This is a genomic window from Cupriavidus sp. 01L415 (assembly GCF_056400065.1).
Genome location: NZ_JBFTSP010000052.1, coordinates 1 through 18,628 on the forward strand (window position 1 = coordinate 1; position 18,628 = coordinate 18,628).

General features: G+C 63.0%; 15 protein-coding genes and 4 pseudogenes. 10 read left to right on the plus strand and 9 right to left on the minus strand.

Features of this window, described 5'->3' with window-relative positions:
* A pseudogene (locus tag AC1DOX_RS30045) lies at window positions 1-123 on the plus strand (hydrolase); the annotation flags it as partial.
* A gap of 571 nt (window positions 124-694) precedes the next feature.
* Here AC1DOX_RS30045 and AC1DOX_RS30050 read toward each other — a convergent pair.
* Window positions 695-1,007 (minus strand): annotated as a pseudogene (locus AC1DOX_RS30050) (SPFH domain-containing protein); the annotation flags it as partial.
* Window positions 1,008-1,582: 575 nt separating this feature from the next.
* Window positions 1,583-2,293 (minus strand): SDR family oxidoreductase, encoded by a 711-nt coding sequence (locus AC1DOX_RS30055; RefSeq protein WP_441624428.1) that lies wholly within the window; start codon window positions 2,291-2,293, stop codon window positions 1,583-1,585.
* A gap of 215 nt (window positions 2,294-2,508) precedes the next feature.
* Here AC1DOX_RS30055 and AC1DOX_RS30060 point away from each other — a divergent pair, with 215 nt between their 5' ends.
* Genes AC1DOX_RS30060 through AC1DOX_RS30095 form a run of 8 tightly spaced genes read left to right on the plus strand, consistent with a single transcriptional unit; the run spans window position 2,509 to window position 9,014 of the window.
* Window positions 2,509-2,979, plus strand: coding sequence for an SUF system Fe-S cluster assembly regulator (locus AC1DOX_RS30060; RefSeq protein WP_441624455.1), 471 nt, complete (start codon window positions 2,509-2,511; stop codon window positions 2,977-2,979).
* Between the two features lie 30 nt (window positions 2,980-3,009).
* The gene (gene sufB / locus AC1DOX_RS30065; RefSeq protein WP_441624430.1) at window positions 3,010-4,458 is read left to right on the plus strand and encodes a Fe-S cluster assembly protein SufB; all 1,449 of its coding nucleotides are present in this window, start codon (window positions 3,010-3,012) and stop codon (window positions 4,456-4,458) included.
* 51 nt (window positions 4,459-4,509) lie between these two features.
* Window positions 4,510-5,280, plus strand: coding sequence for a Fe-S cluster assembly ATPase SufC (sufC, locus tag AC1DOX_RS30070; RefSeq protein WP_477101652.1), 771 nt, complete (start codon window positions 4,510-4,512; stop codon window positions 5,278-5,280).
* Window positions 5,277-6,608 carry a Fe-S cluster assembly protein SufD gene (gene sufD, locus AC1DOX_RS30075; RefSeq protein ID WP_441624434.1) on the plus strand — a complete coding sequence of 444 codons (1,332 nt, stop codon included), beginning with the start codon at window positions 5,277-5,279 and terminating at the stop codon, window positions 6,606-6,608. The genes sufC and sufD overlap by 4 nt, the downstream gene beginning before the upstream one ends.
* Complete coding sequence (locus tag AC1DOX_RS30080; RefSeq protein WP_441624436.1) at window positions 6,605-7,873, plus strand: SufS family cysteine desulfurase; 1,269 nt, start codon at window positions 6,605-6,607, stop codon at window positions 7,871-7,873. Before sufD ends, AC1DOX_RS30080 begins: the two co-directional genes overlap by 4 nt.
* Window positions 7,873-8,319, plus strand: coding sequence for a Fe-S cluster assembly sulfur transfer protein SufU (gene sufU / locus AC1DOX_RS30085; RefSeq protein WP_441624438.1), 447 nt, complete (start codon window positions 7,873-7,875; stop codon window positions 8,317-8,319). The genes AC1DOX_RS30080 and sufU overlap by 1 nt, the downstream gene beginning before the upstream one ends.
* A gap of 4 nt (window positions 8,320-8,323) precedes the next feature.
* Entirely contained in the window at window positions 8,324-8,692 is a 369-nt protein-coding gene (locus AC1DOX_RS30090; RefSeq protein WP_441624440.1) for an SUF system Fe-S cluster assembly protein, read from the plus strand.
* A gap of 1 nt (window position 8,693) precedes the next feature.
* Window positions 8,694-9,014, plus strand: coding sequence for a Rieske (2Fe-2S) protein (locus AC1DOX_RS30095; RefSeq protein WP_441624442.1), 321 nt, complete (start codon window positions 8,694-8,696; stop codon window positions 9,012-9,014).
* On the opposite strand, the gene AC1DOX_RS30100 is transcribed toward AC1DOX_RS30095, so the two are convergent.
* On the minus strand, window positions 9,011-9,349 hold the full coding sequence (locus AC1DOX_RS30100; RefSeq protein WP_441624444.1) for a DUF1643 domain-containing protein: 339 nt from the start codon (window positions 9,347-9,349) through the stop codon (window positions 9,011-9,013). The genes AC1DOX_RS30095 and AC1DOX_RS30100 overlap by 4 nt on opposite strands.
* Window positions 9,350-9,409: 60 nt before the next feature.
* A complete protein-coding gene (locus AC1DOX_RS30105) occupies window positions 9,410-11,398 on the minus strand; it encodes a thioredoxin domain-containing protein (RefSeq protein WP_441624446.1) in 1,989 nt (662 codons plus the stop codon).
* A 356-nt stretch (window positions 11,399-11,754) separates the two neighbouring features.
* Here AC1DOX_RS30105 and AC1DOX_RS30110 point away from each other — a divergent pair.
* Window positions 11,755-12,233 (plus strand): annotated as a pseudogene (locus tag AC1DOX_RS30110) (DsbA family oxidoreductase); the annotation flags it as partial.
* A 1,315-nt stretch (window positions 12,234-13,548) separates the two neighbouring features.
* Here the strand turns inward: AC1DOX_RS30110 and AC1DOX_RS30115 are convergent.
* The 5 genes and pseudogenes from AC1DOX_RS30115 to AC1DOX_RS30135 all read right to left on the minus strand — a co-directional run.
* Entirely contained in the window at window positions 13,549-14,235 is a 687-nt protein-coding gene (locus AC1DOX_RS30115; RefSeq protein ID WP_092133658.1) for a hypothetical protein, read from the minus strand.
* A 14-nt stretch (window positions 14,236-14,249) separates the two neighbouring features.
* Window positions 14,250-16,256 (minus strand): hypothetical protein, encoded by a 2,007-nt coding sequence (locus AC1DOX_RS30120; protein WP_441624449.1) that lies wholly within the window; start codon window positions 16,254-16,256, stop codon window positions 14,250-14,252.
* A gap of 1 nt (window position 16,257) precedes the next feature.
* A complete protein-coding gene (locus AC1DOX_RS30125) occupies window positions 16,258-17,901 on the minus strand; it encodes a hypothetical protein (protein ID WP_477101653.1) in 1,644 nt (547 codons plus the stop codon).
* A gap of 8 nt (window positions 17,902-17,909) precedes the next feature.
* Window positions 17,910-18,125 carry a hypothetical protein gene (locus AC1DOX_RS30130; protein ID WP_441624453.1) on the minus strand — a complete coding sequence of 72 codons (216 nt, stop codon included), beginning with the start codon at window positions 18,123-18,125 and terminating at the stop codon, window positions 17,910-17,912.
* A gap of 355 nt (window positions 18,126-18,480) precedes the next feature.
* A pseudogene (locus AC1DOX_RS30135) lies at window positions 18,481-18,628 on the minus strand (IS630 family transposase); the annotation flags it as partial.

Consider the following 18,628-nt stretch of genomic DNA (forward strand, 5'->3'; position numbering starts at 1 on the left):
CACTCGGGCGCCTACGGCATGGGCATCGACTACGCCTACACGATGGTGCACAAGGCCGCCCAGCGCACCCAGACTCCGCACCAATCGATCGCTCCGGTGCATGCGCCGGTGACTGAGTACTGATATCCACGGTCGGTGGCGCGGCATTGAGAGCCGGGCCACCTGAATAAGCTAAGGCGAAGGGCGGCAACCGCTATGACACGCAATCACAAACTCGGTCGTAAGCTGGAAATGGCCGCCGTCGCCTTCGCGACAGGATTTTCATCTCACGGGCACACATCGTCATCCCTCGGTGTACTGGCTGGAACGCCGGCGGTTTGTGCCTTGGTCGCACGCAGCGCATTCAACAAGCGCTCGCCGACGGTGGGCCCGGTGTTGCTCCCCCAGACATGACGATCAACGTCGCGGTGCAAAACGTGCAAAATCGAAAGGCAGAAACTGGCAACCGGTCTCAGTCGTACGCCACCGCAAAACTGCTGCCGTCTCTGAACGATTCCATCAATCCGTTGCGTTGACCGGTTGAATCCTCACCGAGAAGCGGGCATTCGATCTCTGCCTGCCAACCGGATGATTGCCGCTTTAACAGCCACAATGTGTTGCGGACTGCGGACTGCGGACTGCGGACTGCGGACTGCGGACTGCGGACTGCGGAATGGGACTGCGGAATGGGCAGCACAACAGCCTGCAGACCGATGAGGGAGTTGGCCACCAGGATGATGGCGCGCTCGGGGTCGGCCACGCGCGAATACACGACCGCGCTGACCTTGACCGACACGTTGTCACGCGAAATCACATCCTGCGGGGGGACATTCAATACCACGGTGCGCAAGTCGACTCTGACAATCTGCTGGGCCACCGGTATGATCAACACGAGCCCCGGCCCCTTAACTTTCCAGAAGCGTCCCAGCATGAATACCACACCTTGTTCGTACTCTCGCAGAACACGAAAAGATAGCAAGCAGCGCGATCAGGAAGAGGATGCCCCCGGCGGTGATTTCGAATGCCATGATCAGGCACCCTAGTTGATTGATTCCGTACTGTTGAACGTGGGAATGTTGCATGCGGTCATAATTCGCCCTCGACCGCTTCCGCCCTGAACTTGGGCGTCCAGCGCGAGGACCAGTTGCACCAGCCCGCTGTCGGGCCCTCCGGCGAAGCTAGAGCGCAGATCAGGCGCGCTGCGTTCATGCGCCTGTTCATGAGCCAGGACAACGGCATCGGGCCGCACGGAAAAATAGGATGGCGTCCAGCGGGGCTGACCATTCGCTTGAAAGGGCATCACTGGCTGCGCGAAAGAGGCGCCGTCCGTTGACGTGCCAGCGGATCGCGACGGGATGCCGGCCGAGCGGGATGGCCAGGCAGTGCACGGGCATGGCTGTGGTGTCCAGGGCGCCGGCGGGAAGCAAGTGGCGCCCCAGTACAAAGCCGTACCAGTGAGAGGTCGCGCTGCTGCGCGGCGTGGTAGGGATGGCTGGCACGGTGCCACCGGTCGTCGTTGCTAAGCAACTGAGTGCGTTGAGGTGCCTGGCCCATGGTTGGCGCAAGTTAGTCACGTTCGAACCCCGCTCTTGATCGTGCCTGGCTACCATGGAATCGACTGGCGATCGCGGAAGAAGCCACCGGTGGGGCCATCGTCGGGCAGCGTTGTCAGCCAGACCACGGTGTCGATGCCCTGCTCGGGCGATCGCGGCGCATCGGGGCCGCCCAGGTCGGTGCGACACCAGCCGGGACACACCGAGTTGACCTTGACGCCGCTATCGGCCATCTCGGCGGCCAGGATGCGTGTGACGGCATTCAGCGCCGTTTTCGAGATCCTGTAGGCCGGCACGCCGCTGCCCATTTCCGCAAGCTGTCCCATGCCCGAAGCCAGGTTGACCACCCGGCCGGCGCGGCTGGCGCGCAGCAGCGGCGCCAACGCCTGGGTGATCCGAAGCACGCCGAAAAGATTGATATCCAGGGTGCGGCGCAGCGTCCCGAGCGGCAGTTCGAGCAGGCTGGTGTCGTAGTGGTCGAGCGAAACACCAGCGTTGTTGATCAGCGCGTCCACGCGACCGAAGCGTTCGGTCAGCCAGCTGGCCAGCGCAGCCGCCGAGCTGTCCTCCGTAACGTCAAGGGTGTGGCAAGCGATCGGATGACCCGCAAGCCGGAGCTCTGTCTCCAGCACCTTGAGGTCCGTCGGATTGCGCGCCGTGGCGACGACCAGATGGCCTTCCACGGTGGCCAGCCGGCGCGCGGCCGCGCGGCCCAAGCCGCGGCTTGCGCCAGTGATGACGGTAATGGGTTGGTTAACCATGCCTGAGTCTCCTCGGCGCTGGCGTGAGGCGGGCCAACGCTTGCTGCCTTAAAGACTTGCCCGCATCGCACGTTAGGTGCAGCGGCTCATCTATACACCGTCGACGGCTGCCTGGTGATAGCGGATTCTCCGCATCCCGACCGGACACGCGAAATGGGGATGCCGGAACAAATGAGGACCGAAACGGTTCTAATTCACAAATACTGGTGGCGACGATGCTCAGACTAAGCAAGCTGACCGACTACGGCACGGTGATCATGACGCACCTGGCGCGAAACCCGGGCCGAATTTACAGTGCCGCCGAACTCGCCGCCGCGATTGGCGTGGCGGTACCGACGGCAAGCAAGATCCTGAAGACGCTGGCAAGGCACCACTTGCTGCAGTCGTTGCGCGGCGCCAATGGCGGCTATCTGCTGGCACGATCACCGGAACATATCTCGATCGCACAGGTGATTGACGCCATGGAAGGCCCGGCCGGCATCACCGAGTGCAGTGTCGCTGCCGGTCTGTGTGCACAGGAAGGTCTGTGCGCCATCCGCGCCAACTGGCAATCGATCAACAGAGTGATCTTTATGGCGCTTGACGGCGTGACACTGGCAGATATGGCACAGCCGGTGTTGCACACGGTAGATGTTGGCGCCTTGCACGCCCGACGCGCACACGGGCCACAAGCTGACGTAGCGTGATGTAGATGACAGTGGCAAGCGAAGCAAAACATGGCAACCCCTGCACGCAAGCTCGATGAACTGATCAGCCAAGGCTATAAGCATGGCTTCTACACGCCCGTGGAGACGGACACGGTGCCGTGCGGGCTGAATGAGGACGTGATCCGCATGATCTCGGCCATCAAGGGCGAGCCGGAATTCATGCGGGAGTGGCGTCTCAAGGCCTTCCGCCACTGGCTGACGATGTCCGAGCCGCACTGGGCCACGGTCAAGCACCCGCCCATCGACTACCAGGCGATCGCCTACTATTCAGCGCCGCGCTCTCAGAAGGCGGGGCCAAAGACGCTGGGCGAGGTCGATCCGGAGTTGTTGCGCACCTATGAAAAGCTGGGCGTGCCATTGCACGAGCGTGAGCTGCTGGCAGGCGTGGCGGTGGACGCGGTATTCGACAGCGTCTCGGTGGCCACCACCTTCAAGCAGAAATTGGGCGAACTCGGCATCATCTTCTGCTCGTTCTCCGAGGCGGTGAGGGAACATCCGGCGCTGGTGCAGCAGTATCTCGGCTCGGTCGTGCCCTATACCGACAACTTCTTCGCCTCGCTCAACTCCGCCGTGTTCAGCGACGGCTCGTTCTGCTATATCCCGCCCGGGGTGCGCTGCCCGATGGAGCTGTCGACCTACTTCCGCATCAATGCCAGCAACACCGGCCAGTTCGAGCGCACCCTGATCATCGCCGACCAGGGCGCTTACGTCAGCTATCTGGAGGGATGCACCGCGCCGATGCGCGACGAGAACCAGCTGCATGCCGCGGTGGTGGAGCTGATCGCGCTGGAAGATGCACAGATCAAATACTCGACTGTGCAGAACTGGTATCCGGGCGATAGGGAAGGCAAGGGCGGCATCTACAACTTCGTCACCAAGCGCGGCGACTGCCGCGGCGCACGCTCGAAGATTTCCTGGACCCAGGTGGAGACCGGCTCCGCCATCACCTGGAAATATCCAAGCGTGATCCTGCAGGGCGACGACTCGGTCGGCGAGTTCTATTCAGTCGCGTTGACCAACCACTACCAGCAGGCCGACACCGGTACCAAGATGACCCACCTCGGCAGGAACACCAGGAGCACCATCCTTTCCAAGGGCATTTCGGCCGGCCACGGCCAGAATGCCTACCGCGGGCTGGTGAGGATGGCCAGGAGCGCAATCGGCGCGCGCAACTACTCGCAGTGCGATTCGCTGCTGCTGGGCGACAAATGCGCCGCCCACACCTTCCCATATATCGAGGTGAAGAACGCCACTGGCCAGGTCGAGCACGAGGCCTCCACCTCGCGCATCGGCGAGGACCAGCTGTTCTATTGCCAGAGCCGCGGTGTCAGCGCCGAGGATGCGGTTTCGATGATCGTGAACGGATTCTGCAAGGAAGTATTCAAGGAGCTGCCGATGGAATTCGCGGTGGAAGCCCAGAAGCTGCTGGGCGTGAGCCTGGAAGGCAGTATCGGGTAAGGGTGGCGCGCACGGGGCGCGCTGCAGGCGCATTGGAGAAAGAAGCCAGCCATGCTTGAGATTCGCAAGCTGCACGTCAGCGTAGACGACAAGCCCATCCTGCACGGCATCGACCTCAGCGTGAACGCCGGCGAGGTGCACGCCATCATGGGCCCCAACGGTTCAGGCAAGAGCACCCTCGCCCACGTACTGGCCGGTCGCGACCGCTTCACCGTGACTGCGGGCGAAGTCCTCTACGACGGCACCAACCTGCTTGGCATGCCGCCGGAAGAGCGCGCCCGCGCGGGCATCTTCCTCGCCTTCCAGTATCCGGTGGAAATCCCCGGCGTCTCCAATATCTACCTGCTCAAGGCGGGGCTCAACGCGATCCGCAAGCACCGCGGCGAGCCGGCGCTGGACGCCATGGATTTTCTCGCCCTGGTCAAGGACAAGCTCCAGCTCATGGAAATGGACCAGGACCTGCTTTACCGATCGGTGAACGAGGGCTTCTCCGGCGGCGAGAAGAAGCGCAACGAGATCCTGCAGATGGCGGTGCTGGAGCCCCGGCTCGCCATTCTCGACGAGACCGACTCCGGTCTCGACATCGATGCGCTCAAGATCGTCGCCAGGGGCATCGACGCCATGCGCAGCCCGCAACGCGCCATTGTGCTGGTCACGCACTACCAGCGCCTGCTCGATTACATCGTGCCGGATCAGGTTCACGTGCTTGCGCACGGCCGCATCGCCAGGTCCGGCGGGCCCGAGCTGGCGCGTGAACTGGAACGGCGCGGCTATGCCGGGGTGGAGGCGCAGGCCGTCATCGGGATGGAGTCTTCAGCATGAGCGCAAGCGGACTGGAGCACTATCTCGCCGAGTTCGACCGCGTCGAGGCCGCGCTGCCCGGCCGCCGCCTGGGCTGGCTCGCGCACGCGCGCCGGCAGGCGCTCGATCATTTCGCCCAGGCCGGGTTCCCCACGCTGCGCCAGGAGGACTGGAAATACACCAGCGTGGCCGCACTCGAGAGAAGCCGCTTTGCCGTGGCACTGCCGCAGGCCGGCGACGGCCTGGACGCTGCGGTGGCAGCGCGGATCGAGGCGCTCGCCCTGGCCGGCGCGCACCTGCTGGTATTCGTCAATGGCGCACACCAGCCGCAATGGTCGCGCATCGGTACTCTGCCTTCGGGCCTGGAGCTCGCCAGCCTCGCCGCCACGCTGGAGCGCGCACCGGACTGTCTGGAAGCGCTGCTCCTGCGTCGCGCTGGCGACTACCCGTCCGGCTTCGCCGCCCTGAACATGGCGTTCATGACCGACGGTGCCTATATCCGCGTGGCGGCCGGAACCGTCCCCGAACAGCCGGTCCACTTGCTGTTCCTCACCACGGCTGGGGAGCTGGCAACCCATGCGCGCAACCTCGTGGTGGCGCAAGCCGACAGCCGAGTCTGCATCGTCGAGCACCACGCGGGCCTGGATGGCCTGGGCTATTGCACCAATACCATCACTGATATCGTTGCCGGGCGCGATGCGCAGGTCGATCATCACAAGCTGCAGCAGGAGAGCCTCAAGGCCTTCCATATCGCCGGCGTGAACCTGGACCAGCGGCAGGGCAGCCGCTTCGTCTCCAGTTCCTTTGCCCTGGGCAGCGCCCTGGCGCGTGTCGACATCGAAGTCGGGCTGAATGGCGAGCATACCGAGTGTTCGCTGGACGGGCTGTATATGACCGCTGGGCGGCAGCATATCGACCACCACACCCGCATCGACCACGCCAGCCCGCACAGCAAGAGCCGCGAGTTGTATAAAGGCGTGCTGGCGGGCGCCTCGCGCGCCGTCTTCAACGGCAAGGTGGTGGTGCATGCCGATGCCCAGCACAGCGATGCCCACCAGTCCAACCGCAACCTGCTGCTGTCCGACCAGGCCGAGGTCGACACCAAGCCGCAACTGGAGATCTATGCCGACGATGTCAAATGCGGCCACGGCGCCACCGTCGGCCAGCTCGATGCCGAGCAGATCTACTACCTGCGCTCGCGCGGGATGGACGATGCCGCGGCGCGTGCGCTGCTGACCTTTGCCTTCGCCGAGGAAGTCGTCAGACAGCTCGGCCCCGTTCCATTGCGCACGCGGCTGGAAGCGATCCTGCGTGGCCGGCTGTCCGAGCCTGTGAAGGAGTTGCCATGAACACGGCAGCGCATGAGCTGAGCGCCGTGAAGCGCGCGGTGCCGGCCGCCGGCCTGGAGGTGGAGCGGCTGCGGCAGGATTTCCCCATCCTGCGCCAGACCGTCAACGGCAAGCCGCTGGTCTACCTGGACAACGCCGCCACCACCCAGAAGCCGCAAAGCGTGATCGCTTGCGAAGCACGTTACTACAGCGCGCTCAATGCCAATGTCCACCGCGCCGTGCACACCCTGAGCCAGCGCGCCACCGACGCCTACGAAGCCGCGCGCGACGCCGTGCGAGACTTGATCAACGCGGCCGGGCGCGAGGAAATCGTGTTCGTGCGCGGCACCACCGAGGCGATCAACCTGGTGGCGGCAACTCTCGGCCAGCGCCTGCGCCCGGGCGACGAGATCCTGATCAGCGCGATGGAGCACCACTCCAATATCGTGCCGTGGCAACTAGCGTGCCAGCGCACCGGCGCCTTGCTGCAGGTGGCGCCGATCAACGATGCCGGCGAGCTGATGCTGGAAGAGTTCGCGCGATTGCTCGGCCCCCGCACCAGGCTGGTCGCGTTGGCGCACCTCTCCAACGCGCTCGGCACCGTCAACCCGGTGCGGCACATCATCGAACTGGCGCATGCCCGGGACATCCCGGTGCTGGTCGATGGTGCCCAGGCGGTGGCCCATCTCAAGGTCGACGTACAGGACCTCGATTGCGATTTCTACGCCTTCTCCGGGCACAAGCTCTACGGCCCCACCGGCGTCGGCGTGCTCTATGGCAAGGCTGCGCTGCTCGATGCCATGCCGCCTTACCAGGGCGGCGGGGACATGATCCGCGAGGTCACGTTCCATAGAACCACTTACAACGATCTTCCCTACAAGTTCGAGGCCGGCACCCCCAATATCGCTGGCGTCATCGGCCTTGGCGCGGCCATCGGGTATGTGCGCGCGGTCGGCCTGGAGGCCATCGCCGCTCACGAGCAAGCGCTGCTCGCATACGCCAGCGCGCGGGCGGGGCAGGTCTCCGGGCTGCGCATGATCGGCACGGCTGCCGACAAGGCGAGCATCCTTTCGTTCACCCTGGACGGCATCCATGCCCACGATGTCGGCACCATCCTCGATCAGCACGGCGTGGCGGTTCGTGCCGGCCACCATTGCGCCATGCCCGTAATGGAGCGTTTCGGCGTGCCTGCCACGGTGCGCGCTTCCTTCGCGCTGTACAACACGCGTGAAGAAGTGGATGAGCTGTTTGCTGCCGTGCGCGTGGCACAGGAGGTATTCGCCTGATGTCTGACCTGCGCAACCTCTACCAGGAAGTGGTGGTCGACCACAGCCGCTCGCCGCGCAATTTCGGGCGGCTGGCGGCAGCGAACCGCAGCGCCGAGGGCTTCAACCCGCTGTGCGGCGACCGGCTGACGCTGTACCTGAGAATCAGCGACGGGGTGATCGAGGACGCCAGCTTCGATGGCTCAGGCTGCGCCATCTCCACCGCCTCAGCCTCGCTGATGACAGAAGCGCTTAAGGGCAAGACCGAGGCACAGGCGCGGGCCTTGTTCTCCGGCTTCCACGCGCTGGTGACCGGAGAGCCGGGGCGAGCCGGCGTGCCGCTGGGCAAGCTGGAGGTCCTGGCCGGCGTGCGCGAGTTCCCGGCACGCGTGAAGTGCGCAACCTTGGCCTGGCATACCATGCAAGCTGCTTTGGAGAATAGCGCCAGGCCGGTCTCAACGGAGTGAAGCGATGAGCATTATCGATTGGCTGCGCAAGGCCGAGGAACACGAAGACAGGTTCGAGCCTGAGCTGGACAGCTTGGAGGGGCGGGTGATAGCGGCCTTGCGCACCGTGTACGACCCCGAGATCCCGGTCAATATCTATGACCTTGGTCTGATCTACCAGCTATCGGTGGACGAAGGCAGCGGCAAGGTGGGCATCCGCATGACGCTGACCGCACCGGGCTGCCCGGTGGCGCAGACCTTCCCCGGTGTAGTGGAGGGCGTCGTGATGGAAGCCAGCGGGGTGGAGGAAGTCGAGGTTGAACTGGTGTGGGACCCGCCCTGGTCGAGAGAGCGAATGAGCGAGGCGGCGCGCCTGGAACTGGGGCTGCTCTGAGATGAGCGAGTGGATCGATGTCGCCCGCGCCGACGAGTTCGCGCCCGGCACTTGCCGCGGCGTCGATGTCGATGGCGTACAGGTCGCGGTATTCAATGTGGGTGGCAATTACTACGCCATCGAGGACCTCTGCTCGCACGAGGCCGAGCCGCTGTGCGGCGGCGACGTGGAGGGCCAGGAAGTCGTCTGCCGGCGCCACGGCTCGCATTTTTCCCTGCTGACGGGCGAGGCGCTGTGCCCGCCCGCCTACGAGCCGGTGGCGACCTTTCCGGTCCGGGTGGAGGACGGCAAGGTGCAGGTCAGGGACGAGCGCTGGGACTAAGCGGCCCCGCGCCCTCCCTGGCCATTCGGCTGTTGGTTGTCAACGGCCGAGAATGTTACTGTAAGGGCCTCGCCGAGTGGCGCCGCATGCGTCAGTAAGCCATCCGGGTCCGCTGAGCACAGCATGAACAGGTTTACCACCTCCAGCCGGTCGTACTTTCCGGCCAGCGCCCGCTGCAGGCATCGGGTGATGGTGGGGTAGTTGACCTCGTGGTCGGCGGTCGACAGGCCGAGGAAGTCGATCTGCCCGCATGGCCGACACATGGAGTCCACCGAGTTATTCAACGCAATCGGCGAGGAGCGGAAGTCCAGGCTTGCACATGTAGCTGGCCGCATTTCGGCGGCCTTTGCTGACCCTCAGGGATCGCGGACAATGGTCGAATAGCATCGTGACAGTCACGTCGCGCAGCGTTCAAGGAGCGCCCGGCCGCTGGTTACCGGTGCTGCACAGGTGCGATGCCGGCACACGTAGGCCGCGGGCCGGCCGTTGACTGGGTGCCGCCACTGGCCGATCGGAACGTCTTCGGCAAATGCCAGGACGCGTGCCGGGAGGTACGTGCGGTGAACGCTTTCCACAAGGGCGGCGGCAGCCGACTTATCGCCGGCAAGAATGATCCCGAACGGGCCGCGCTGCGCGAAGTCTCTGGCGGCCAGGAGGTGCACGAAGCCGGCCGGGGCCGCGGTGGCGGCAGCCCGGTATCGCTGGAATTCGTGCTCGGCAAGATCGTGGTAGCGATCGTGGCCGGTGAGTTCATGCAAGCGCAAGAAGGTGAACACGCTGGCTGAAATGCCGGACGGCCAGGCGCTGTCGTACGGCGTGCGGGGCCTATGCACCAATGGCTCGCCATCGTGGGGCGTGAAATACAGCCCGTCTTCCCAGAACTTATCGAGGATGAGCGCCGCGAGTTCGACTGCGCGATCAAGGTATCGCCTGTCGAAGCAGGATTCGTAGAGGTCGATCAGAGCGTTGGCTAGGAAGGCATAGTCTTCCAGGAACCCTGGCACCTTGACTGTGCCGTCTTTCCAGGACCGGTACACGCCGCCATCCGGCATGGTGAGTCTGTCCTGGATAAAGTTGGCGGCACGCCTTGCGGCGGCGAGGTGTGCCGGGTTGCCCGTCGCCTGGTAAGCCGCACAGAGTCCCTGGATCATGAGGCCGTTCCAGCCGGTGAGAATGTTGTCGTCACGGCCGGGGCGCACGCGTTGGGCGCGTGCTGCAAATAGCCGCTCGCGCCAGCCTTCGAGTCGCGCCTCCTCCAAGGGGGGCAGCGTGACCGCACGGTGGAGCACTGATCTGCCGGGTTCAAAGTTCCCGCTGTCGGTCACGCCGTAAGCGCGACACGCCAGGGCGCCCTCGGATTCGCCCAGGACAGCCTTCACCTCGGCCGGTGTCCAGACATAAAAGCGGCCTTCCTCGCCTTCGCTGTCGGCATCTTCGCCTGCATAAAAGCAGCCATCGGGGTGCGTCATGTCCCGCAGAATGTACGCGATAGTTCCCTCGAATACACGGCGCCAAGCTTGCTTGCTGGTCAGGCGATAGGCGTCCGCGTACAGTGAGACGAGCTGGCCGTTGTCGTAAAGCATTTTTTCGAAGTGGGGTACGGCCCAACGTTCGTCGACACTGTAGCGGGCGAACCCACCTCCGAGCTGGTCATGGATGCCGCCGGCCGCCATGCCGTCGAGCGTGCGCTCCAGCGCATCAAGCAGCGCGGGTTCACCCGTTCGTTGATAGATGCGCAGCACGAGGTCGTAGGCGCTTGCGTTGGGAAACTTGGGCGCTCCGCCCAATCCACCATGGGTCGGATCAGTATTTCGCGCGAGGGCACGGGCTGCCTGTGCGGGCAGGTCCTCGACCTCGGCGGCTTCGCGGCCCAGGTCCGCTTCGTCGAGCTGCCGGAACCCCTGCTGAAATTGCCCGATGGTGTCACGCAGCTCCTGGCGGCGATGTGTCCAGGCTTCGCTCAGGCTCAGCAGCACACGCTCGAACCCAGGGCGGCCATAGCGGTCATCCGGCGGAAAGTAGGTGCCACCGAAGAACGGTTCTCCTTGCGGCGTCAGGAACACCGTCAGCGGCCAGCCGCCGCCCTGTCCCATCATCTGGGGGACTTTCTGGTAAATGTCGTCGATGTCGGGACGCTCCTGTCGATCGACCTTGATGCTGACGAAGCGCTCGTTCATCAGGCCGGCGATCCGGGGATTCTCGAACGATTCGTGCGCCATGACATGGCACCAATGGCAGGCGGCGTAGCCGACGGAAAGCAGAACCGGTTTGTCGTCGTCGCGCGCGCGGCGAAAGGCCTCTTCGCACCAGGGATACCAGTCGACTGGATTCTCTGCGTGTTGTCGGAGGTAAGGCGACGTTTCTGAGGCGAGCCGGTTTCCCATCACAGTCTCCAGCCTGGTCCGGTAGGCCAACTGTGGCGCAGAACAAGCCGCCCTGCAAGTGCAGGCGCCCAAAGGGCCAATCATTATTACCTGCCGGCCGGCGAGTGGCTAAAGCGACACGATGCGTGGTTAAGCGACAAACATATCGAAATCTGTGCGCCTACACGACAAACCTGAATCCTAAGGGAAGAAGATGCGTGCCTAAACGACAGCTTGCCGTCATCCCTATCTGCCCGGACTTGCGCGATGCGCTAACGGAGCAGAATCACGCGACAGACCTCGCGGTCGCCCCTAAGCCCGACATGCCTGCAGTGCATTCCTGCATAGGTTGGCAATCCGGACTACCCTGTCGCCGACTGCGGCACTCATACGGACGCACGCCGGCACAGATTGCCGAGAGCCAGGCCATGATTCGTGAGCGTGGCGCGAGCATGGGCTTTGTCTTCGGCGCACGCACGCGCGTCTACAACACGTTTGATGCCCATCGGCTGCTGCATTGGGCTGGCATCAAGCGCAGGCAGCTAATGCTCAAGTTGGCGCTGCTGCGCGCCTTCCATACGGACGGCAAAGATCCAGGCAAGCGCGACGTGCTGGTCGAAGCTGCGGAATTGGCAGGGTTAGATGTAGTGGAGGCGCGCAAGGTGTTGGAAAGCGATGACTATGCCGATGAGGTTCGTGCAGAAGAGCGGGAGTACCAAGGCATGGGCATCCAGTCGGTCCCGTCCGTCATCTTCAACAACCGCTATCTCGTCACTGGCGGACAGCCCCTGTGGAAGCCTTCGAGCAAGCCATCCGGGAAATTCTTGCCGAAGCGCAGCCCTCGACAAGGGGCTAGGCAAAGCCCGGTTACCCTCCTGCTTACGCAGCCTCCAGTGTGTTGCATCGATGGGTTGAATCCGCAGCCGAACTCTGCCCGGCGGTCGGCCTGGCGCTAGCCGGATCTTGACAGAACTGGCCGGCGGGTCGGCCTCTCCAACTTCGCCTGTACGAGTGTGTCCCTGCCGACCCAGACGGGAGGCAATCGGGTAGGGAAGCCAGTTGGCTGTTGAGACAAAACTGTATCGATAAGGTTGGTTATCGATATAGCAGCGTATTGTGGGGCGAAATGCGATGGCTCGGGAAGGGTAGGGCGGTAGATGTTCTTTGGGAAAGGGAGCCGGCGGGCGCCAGCTTGCGATAGGCCATCCATCCGGCAGGGGCGAGATGCGAGGCGGAAGACATCTGCCCCTGGTGGGCCACACCACGATGACGCTTCTTGCCACCAAAAGAGGGGGGGGGCGAAATCCGTCTCGGTTTGAGCCGATTTCACCTTAGAACGCGTATTCTCGCTATCTTTGTCGATTACGCTTATGCATGAGGTTCGGGTACAGACGGAGAATCGACCTACGCTCCTGCGACACGGCGTGACAACGACGTTGGCCTAATTTTGTCAGGCTTACCCGGACCAGAGCTTTGCGCTATTCGTCAAACCTGCCAGTAGCGTCACCTACGGATTAGAGTATCTGCGGCTCACGCTCGCCGAACAGTTTCACTGGTATTGCTATGCAGAGGCTTTGCAGAAAGATCTGCTCAGCGACAGTGAGTTCGAGGATTTACGGCTGAAGGTGTTGCGCAAGAATCGTACGAAGACACTTTACTTCGTCGTTGATGGATTGCATCAGATCCCTCCAGAAGGGCGGGGCGTTCCTGGCGCAGGTTTTCAAGGATTCTCTCGCAGTCTTCCTCGGACACTACAGTATCGGACAGGAACTGCTTGCATGCTTCGAACGATAGCTTTAGCAATCGATAATGCTTGGATTTCACACAGCTGTGAATATGCAGTCCTAAATCCGCTTGTGTCCCCGTGACGATGAAGCGCCGACTGCGACAAGTTAGCGGTAGTTTGCAAGGCGCTGCGCGGTACTAAAAGAGCCGTCCAACTTATGCCGGAGGAATGTGCCGATGTTGACCGTCTGTCTACAGACCAAGAACGCTCCGATTTTCTCAACGGGTTATCGACAGTACAAGCAGCGAACAAGGAAATGGTTTCTGAGGCCCAGTCGCTCAAATTGACACAGCCGGGTGGCTGGCAGAGTTCTGCGACCAAGTAGAAAGCATGGCTCTTGCGAGCCATGCTTTCTTGTGCAACGAAAGAAGCCGGGAGTGGATACTTAGATCTCGTCGACCTTTTTCGGCTTTTCGGAGGCCGACGCCGGCAACGCAGCGATCTTGCCGGCCTTGGCAAGCTTGACCAGGCCTTCGCCGATCTTGGCGGTGTTGGCAACCTGCGAGCTGACCGACGACGCGACGTCCTTCAGTGCGCCAAGGCGCGGGACCAGCGTCGGGTTCGACGCCACGCCCGACACCAGGGCGGTGCTACCTTCGGCCAGCTGCTTGTCTTTCAGAACGCCCAGCATGAACGTGAAGGCGGCGTTGCCGAACGAAGCCATCTGGGCTTTGTTCATGGCGCCAAGCTTGGCTTCCCCTTCCTTGCTAGCCAGTGCCTTTTGGACGGCCGTGGCTTCGTCGCTCTTGATCTTGCTGATCTCGGCGGCCTTCTCGGCGGGGTCAGCGATGGCGTTGGCGGCCGTCAGGCGGGCTTCCAGCGCTGCGATCTCTTCCTTGCTGGCCAAGGCTTTGAAAATGTGCGCCGACGATGTGCCGATCATCTGGTTTGCATCATTGGCGGTCTGAATGAACGCGTCGATGTCGCCAGCGGAAACGGCCGAGGCGGATGCACCGCCCACGCCCGGAATGGCTGAGGTGATGTTGCCCAGACCGAAAGCCATGGCAGCCGGGGCCGACAGGAACAGTGTGCCGCCTACGAGGGCAGCCAATGCGAGGGAGGTCTTCTTCATCGTTGATATTTCCTTCAGTTGGGATTCAGCATTTGTTTCATGACGCCGTCCAGGCTCGCGCGCGTGTCGCGGTCGAGGTCCATGGCCTGCAGGGCGTTCACGTTGGTGGCATCGGCCGTGGCGGGATAACCGTTCGAGACAAAACCGTGTTCGAGAATGGCCTGTCCCACCACGTTGCCGCCGGCGCGCTGGCGATAGGCCAGCCGCACGTTGTAGCCTTGTGCGCACAGTCCGTCCTCGCACTTGCGATCGCGCGGATCGATCCGGTAGAGCGCTTCGATGCAACGGTCATAGGAACCAGGCCGCAGTGCCAGATCGCGGGCAAAGCCTGACTGACCTCCTACGCGCCCCTTGACCAGGTCAGCGAGCGCCGGATTGATCATGACGACCTTCGCTGACGCCGCGCCTGCGTAGGCCAGCAGGTTGAAGCGGTCCAGTGCAACGGTGCCAATCTGGCTCTTTTCGGCGGGGCAGTAGGCCATGCGCTGGCCGCCACCATGTGCGTTGGCCACACTGTCGGCCAGTACAACGTCGCCCGATTCAGGGCGTGGCGGCTTGCCGGCAATCGGCAGCACGGGAGATGCAGTCACCCGGGCGCCGTCGCGGCTGACGACGGTGGCCTCCCAGGTCGGGACCAGGGCTTCCTCGGTCAACGGACCCGGTTTGCCGATGCCGTGATAGACGCGGATGGTGTCGCCGGACTGCAGCGCTCCGGCGGCATCGTCAACCTGGAAGGTGTCTGCATTGGTTGCCACCACCTTCAGCGTCAGCGGCTGGAAGCGGACTTCCTTGCTGAACCGGTCGGCCAGGTCGTTCAGCGCATTCTTGAGCACCACCTCGCGACGGTCGGCGGCATTGAAGCCGGCCTTGTCGGTGATGGTGTCGTCAATGCGCTGGGTTACGTCCGCCGCATAGAGCACCCGGCCATCGCGCGAGAGGAGTTCCGCGAACGCCCATGCCTGATAGCTCTGCAGCGTCTTGTAGGCCAGGTTGGTCGGCAGCGCGTACTGGCGCGCTGGCGGCACCACCATGCGGATGAAGTAGTCGGGCAGGGCGCGCTTGCCACTCACTTCGTGGCCAATACTGGTATTGCTGTCAATCGACGCCTGCACCTGGCTGAAGTTGCCGTTCAGGGGCAGGGTGGCAAATGGTGCACCGCTGCCGAGCTTGTCGGTGAACAGCTGCGTGCTGACGGCGTTGGACAAGTCATCGTTGCCGTCGCTGACCAGGGCCAGCACGCGGGGCTTCTTCACATCGGACAGCGCCATCGTGCCCGCGCGGCTGAACACCGCACCATCCTTGGGCGCGCCCAGAACCGGCACTGCCACTGCGTAGTCGGCGCCAGCGTGTTCCACGCGGATTTCGCTTGCGCCGTCGTTCATGACATCGCCCTTGCCGATGCCGGCACGGTAGCCGCGGTCCAGAATCACAAAGCCGCGCCATGTATCGACAACGCGTGTCTCCACGACGTAGGGATTGAACTGGCCGGCAGCGCCGGCCAGCATCGTGTCCAGCAACGTCGCAAAGCCGTTGCGGTAGGCGTTGGCAACGCTGGCGTCGATGGCCGCCTTGCCCGATGCGAGCGTGACGGTCATCACGTCGTAGCGCGTCTGGCTGAACGACTGCAGCACTTCGCCGGTCATCGGATTGCTGAAGTACAGGCTCAGTGTCAACGGCAGGTAGATGTCCGTGGTGCCATCGGACTTTTCGATCTGGTAGCGCGACGCGCGCGTGACCTGGACCGACAAGGCCAGGGTGCGCAGCCTGTTCTTGCTGTCGATGGTTGGCGCGAGGGTCTTGAAATGCGCCTGGGCGCGCTCCTGCAGCTTCGCCACGCTTTGCTTCATGTCCAGCGCGGGACGAAATGCGGGATCGATCTTGCTGCTGCCCGCGCCAGCGCCGGCATCATCAAAGAATATGCCCGGCACGACGTACAGGCCTACGCCAGCGGCCGCGGCGGCGTTACCGCAGGCCGCCAGGGCCGCGGCGGCGGCGGCGGTTGTCAGGATCGTCTCGCGCATGTCAGCGAGCGGCCTTGGTCTTGGCGCAACCGTTCATGCAGAGCGTGACGATGTTGCCGTCGACCATCGAGTCCAGGCCGGCAAACATCGGGTTGCCGCCGAGCGCCATGGCCACGGCCTGGTCGAGCGGGTCGGTGCCGCGATAGGTCGCCACGACTTCCAGCTTGTCAGTGCCTGCCTGGCGCTGCGTTGCCTTCTCCAAGCCCGGCACGTTCTTCAGCGCCTGGTTGAATGCAGTGCGATTCGTCAGGGACAGCGTGCCACCGGTCAGGCGGATCACGTACTCGGCGCCATACATCGTACGACGCTTGACGAAGTCCTGAATGCGCTTGCCGACCTGGTTGCCAAGGCTTGCAGCGAGCTTGCCCGCGAGCTTGGCGCGGCAATCGTCGGACGAGATGCCAATGGCTGCCTCGGACTGCGTTGCCGATCCGATATCTTCACCGGTCTTGGTGGAAAACGTCTTGGTGCTGGCCACGCCCGTGCATGCCGGCTGGCCCGAGTTCTTGTCCACGCCCACGTCGTAGATGACGGACGAGCCGATCATCAGGTAGTCGGCGGTGGCTTCCTGGCGCGCGAACTCCGTGTATTTGGCCAGTTCGGCGCCGTTTTCCAGTTGGTCCAGCGTGATGGCGCGGTTGCCGAAATACTTGCTCTTGAACACGGCGTTGTCGATGACCTTGATATCGAGATCGCCCAGTTGACCCTTCAACTCGTTATAGGTGTAGTTCTTCTTGTCCGGTCCCGTGTTCTGGGGCTGGTACTTGACCAGCTTGCGGAAGTACGTGTTGTTATGGTCCTCGGCGCTGACGTTGTGCGCGTATGCCGACTGGGACGAAGAGGCGGCGGCGACATTGCTGCTGCTGGCTGCAGCAACCTGACGCGAGGCCGCGCCGGCGGCCTGCCGGCTGCTGGCGCTGGCGGCATCGTAGCGGGCGCTGTCGCGACCGGCCACGGCGGCCTGGCCACCATATCCGTCGCGCGCGGCACCGGCCACCTGCGTGTCCCGGGCCGCGCTCACCCGGCCTGCCGCGCTTTCCTTCACGGCATAGGCGGCCTGCTCCTTCGATGCGTAGGCCGAGTTGCTGCTTGCAGCGTAGGCCGCCTTTTTCGAGCTGGAAGCAGCCTCCTTTTCGTTGTAGCTGCTGCCTTCCTCATGCCTGAATTCGGTCAACTCTTCCAGTGGTGCGCGCAAGTTTGTGGGAGTGGTGAAGAATTCGTCCATCATCACCAGGATGGGTTGGCTGCGCGTCGTGGTGGTGTTCAACGCCAGGCCAAGATCGCTGATCTGCGTCCGCAGCGCCTTGTCGTCCATGCGCAGCGTGATGCTGACCTGGTATTGCCCATCCACAGAACTGGGAACAGGGCTGTAGAACGATTCTTCCCCCACCTGGACGACGAGGTCATCCAGCTTTGCCTGCACGTCTGCACTCTTGCTGGTACCTGCCCCGACCACCTTGTCCAGCGCGGCCAGCACCGCATTTCGCTTGGCCTGCCTAAGCGCTGACGTGCGGACGGATGCCAGATCGTCGGTAATCCTTGCGGTCCCCACGCCGCGTGCCTCAATGTCCATGGCCTGTGCCGCCGGTGTGGCCAGCGTGGCCGCAGTGGCCGTTACCAGCAGCGTCTTACGTAGTGCGTTCATGATGGGGATCATTTGGTGTTGGATATGGATACGGAAGCGTCGCCTGCACGTACAACCGTGCCGGTGTCGCTGATTTCTACCGAAGCGTCGCCGGCCTTGACAGTGACGGCCGAGGCAGCCACCTCGGCTGCAGGAGGGTTCTCTGCCGCCTTGTCACTGCATGCAGCCAGCGTAAGGGCGAGCGCTATCACAGCCAGTCGAGCTGGCTTTCCAAGAAAATTCATTGTTTGATCTTCAGTGAATGCCTGGCGTGCGCTAGGACTGGATCCCGTTAGGTGGGATCCAATGGGACATCCGTCCGCCAGAAGGCGGCGACGAAGAATGGCGTGATCCGCCTTTGGTGCACGCTGCGATACAGCGTGCTTAACGACCCGAGTGCTTCCACAACCGATTCCGTTTTTTGATTCTTTTTGCGAGGGCAATCCTCGCCCGAGGCACTGAAAGTGTGCAAAGAATATGATACGGATATCGTGTGATTTAGGCGATGCAAATCCACCCCTCCCTGAGAGGGGCGTAGTTCTTCATTTATCTGCCGAGGGCTGTCCATCAGCTACATGGGGCAGGTTGTAGAGCTGTTACCTAGTGTCCTGTCCCACTAATACGTGAGCAAAGTCGGTGCAACTTTTCGAGAATCGAGTCGGCAGTAGCTGTCCAGCGAAATGGCTGGCAGTCCGCGTTGTAAGCGGTCACGAAATGATCGATGCGTTGGACCAACTGTTTGACGCTG

Coding starts and splice junctions, on each gene's coding strand:
- AC1DOX_RS30055 (WP_441624428.1), bottom strand. CDS start 2,293: ATGGTTAACCAACCCATTACCGTCATCACTGGCGCAAGCCGCGGCTTG.
- AC1DOX_RS30060 (WP_441624455.1), top strand. CDS start 2,509: ATGCTCAGACTAAGCAAGCTGACCGACTACGGCACGGTGATCATGACG.
- sufB (WP_441624430.1), top strand. CDS start 3,010: ATGGCAACCCCTGCACGCAAGCTCGATGAACTGATCAGCCAAGGCTAT.
- sufC (WP_477101652.1), top strand. CDS start 4,510: ATGCTTGAGATTCGCAAGCTGCACGTCAGCGTAGACGACAAGCCCATC.
- sufD (WP_441624434.1), top strand. CDS start 5,277: ATGAGCGCAAGCGGACTGGAGCACTATCTCGCCGAGTTCGACCGCGTC.
- AC1DOX_RS30080 (WP_441624436.1), top strand. CDS start 6,605: ATGAACACGGCAGCGCATGAGCTGAGCGCCGTGAAGCGCGCGGTGCCG.
- sufU (WP_441624438.1), top strand. CDS start 7,873: ATGTCTGACCTGCGCAACCTCTACCAGGAAGTGGTGGTCGACCACAGC.
- AC1DOX_RS30090 (WP_441624440.1), top strand. CDS start 8,324: ATGAGCATTATCGATTGGCTGCGCAAGGCCGAGGAACACGAAGACAGG.
- AC1DOX_RS30095 (WP_441624442.1), top strand. CDS start 8,694: ATGAGCGAGTGGATCGATGTCGCCCGCGCCGACGAGTTCGCGCCCGGC.
- AC1DOX_RS30100 (WP_441624444.1), bottom strand. CDS start 9,349: ATGCGGCCAGCTACATGTGCAAGCCTGGACTTCCGCTCCTCGCCGATT.
- AC1DOX_RS30105 (WP_441624446.1), bottom strand. CDS start 11,398: ATGGGAAACCGGCTCGCCTCAGAAACGTCGCCTTACCTCCGACAACAC.
- AC1DOX_RS30115 (WP_092133658.1), bottom strand. CDS start 14,235: ATGAAGAAGACCTCCCTCGCATTGGCTGCCCTCGTAGGCGGCACACTG.
- AC1DOX_RS30120 (WP_441624449.1), bottom strand. CDS start 16,256: ATGCGCGAGACGATCCTGACAACCGCCGCCGCCGCCGCGGCCCTGGCG.
- AC1DOX_RS30125 (WP_477101653.1), bottom strand. CDS start 17,901: ATGAACGCACTACGTAAGACGCTGCTGGTAACGGCCACTGCGGCCACG.
- AC1DOX_RS30130 (WP_441624453.1), bottom strand. CDS start 18,125: ATGAATTTTCTTGGAAAGCCAGCTCGACTGGCTGTGATAGCGCTCGCC.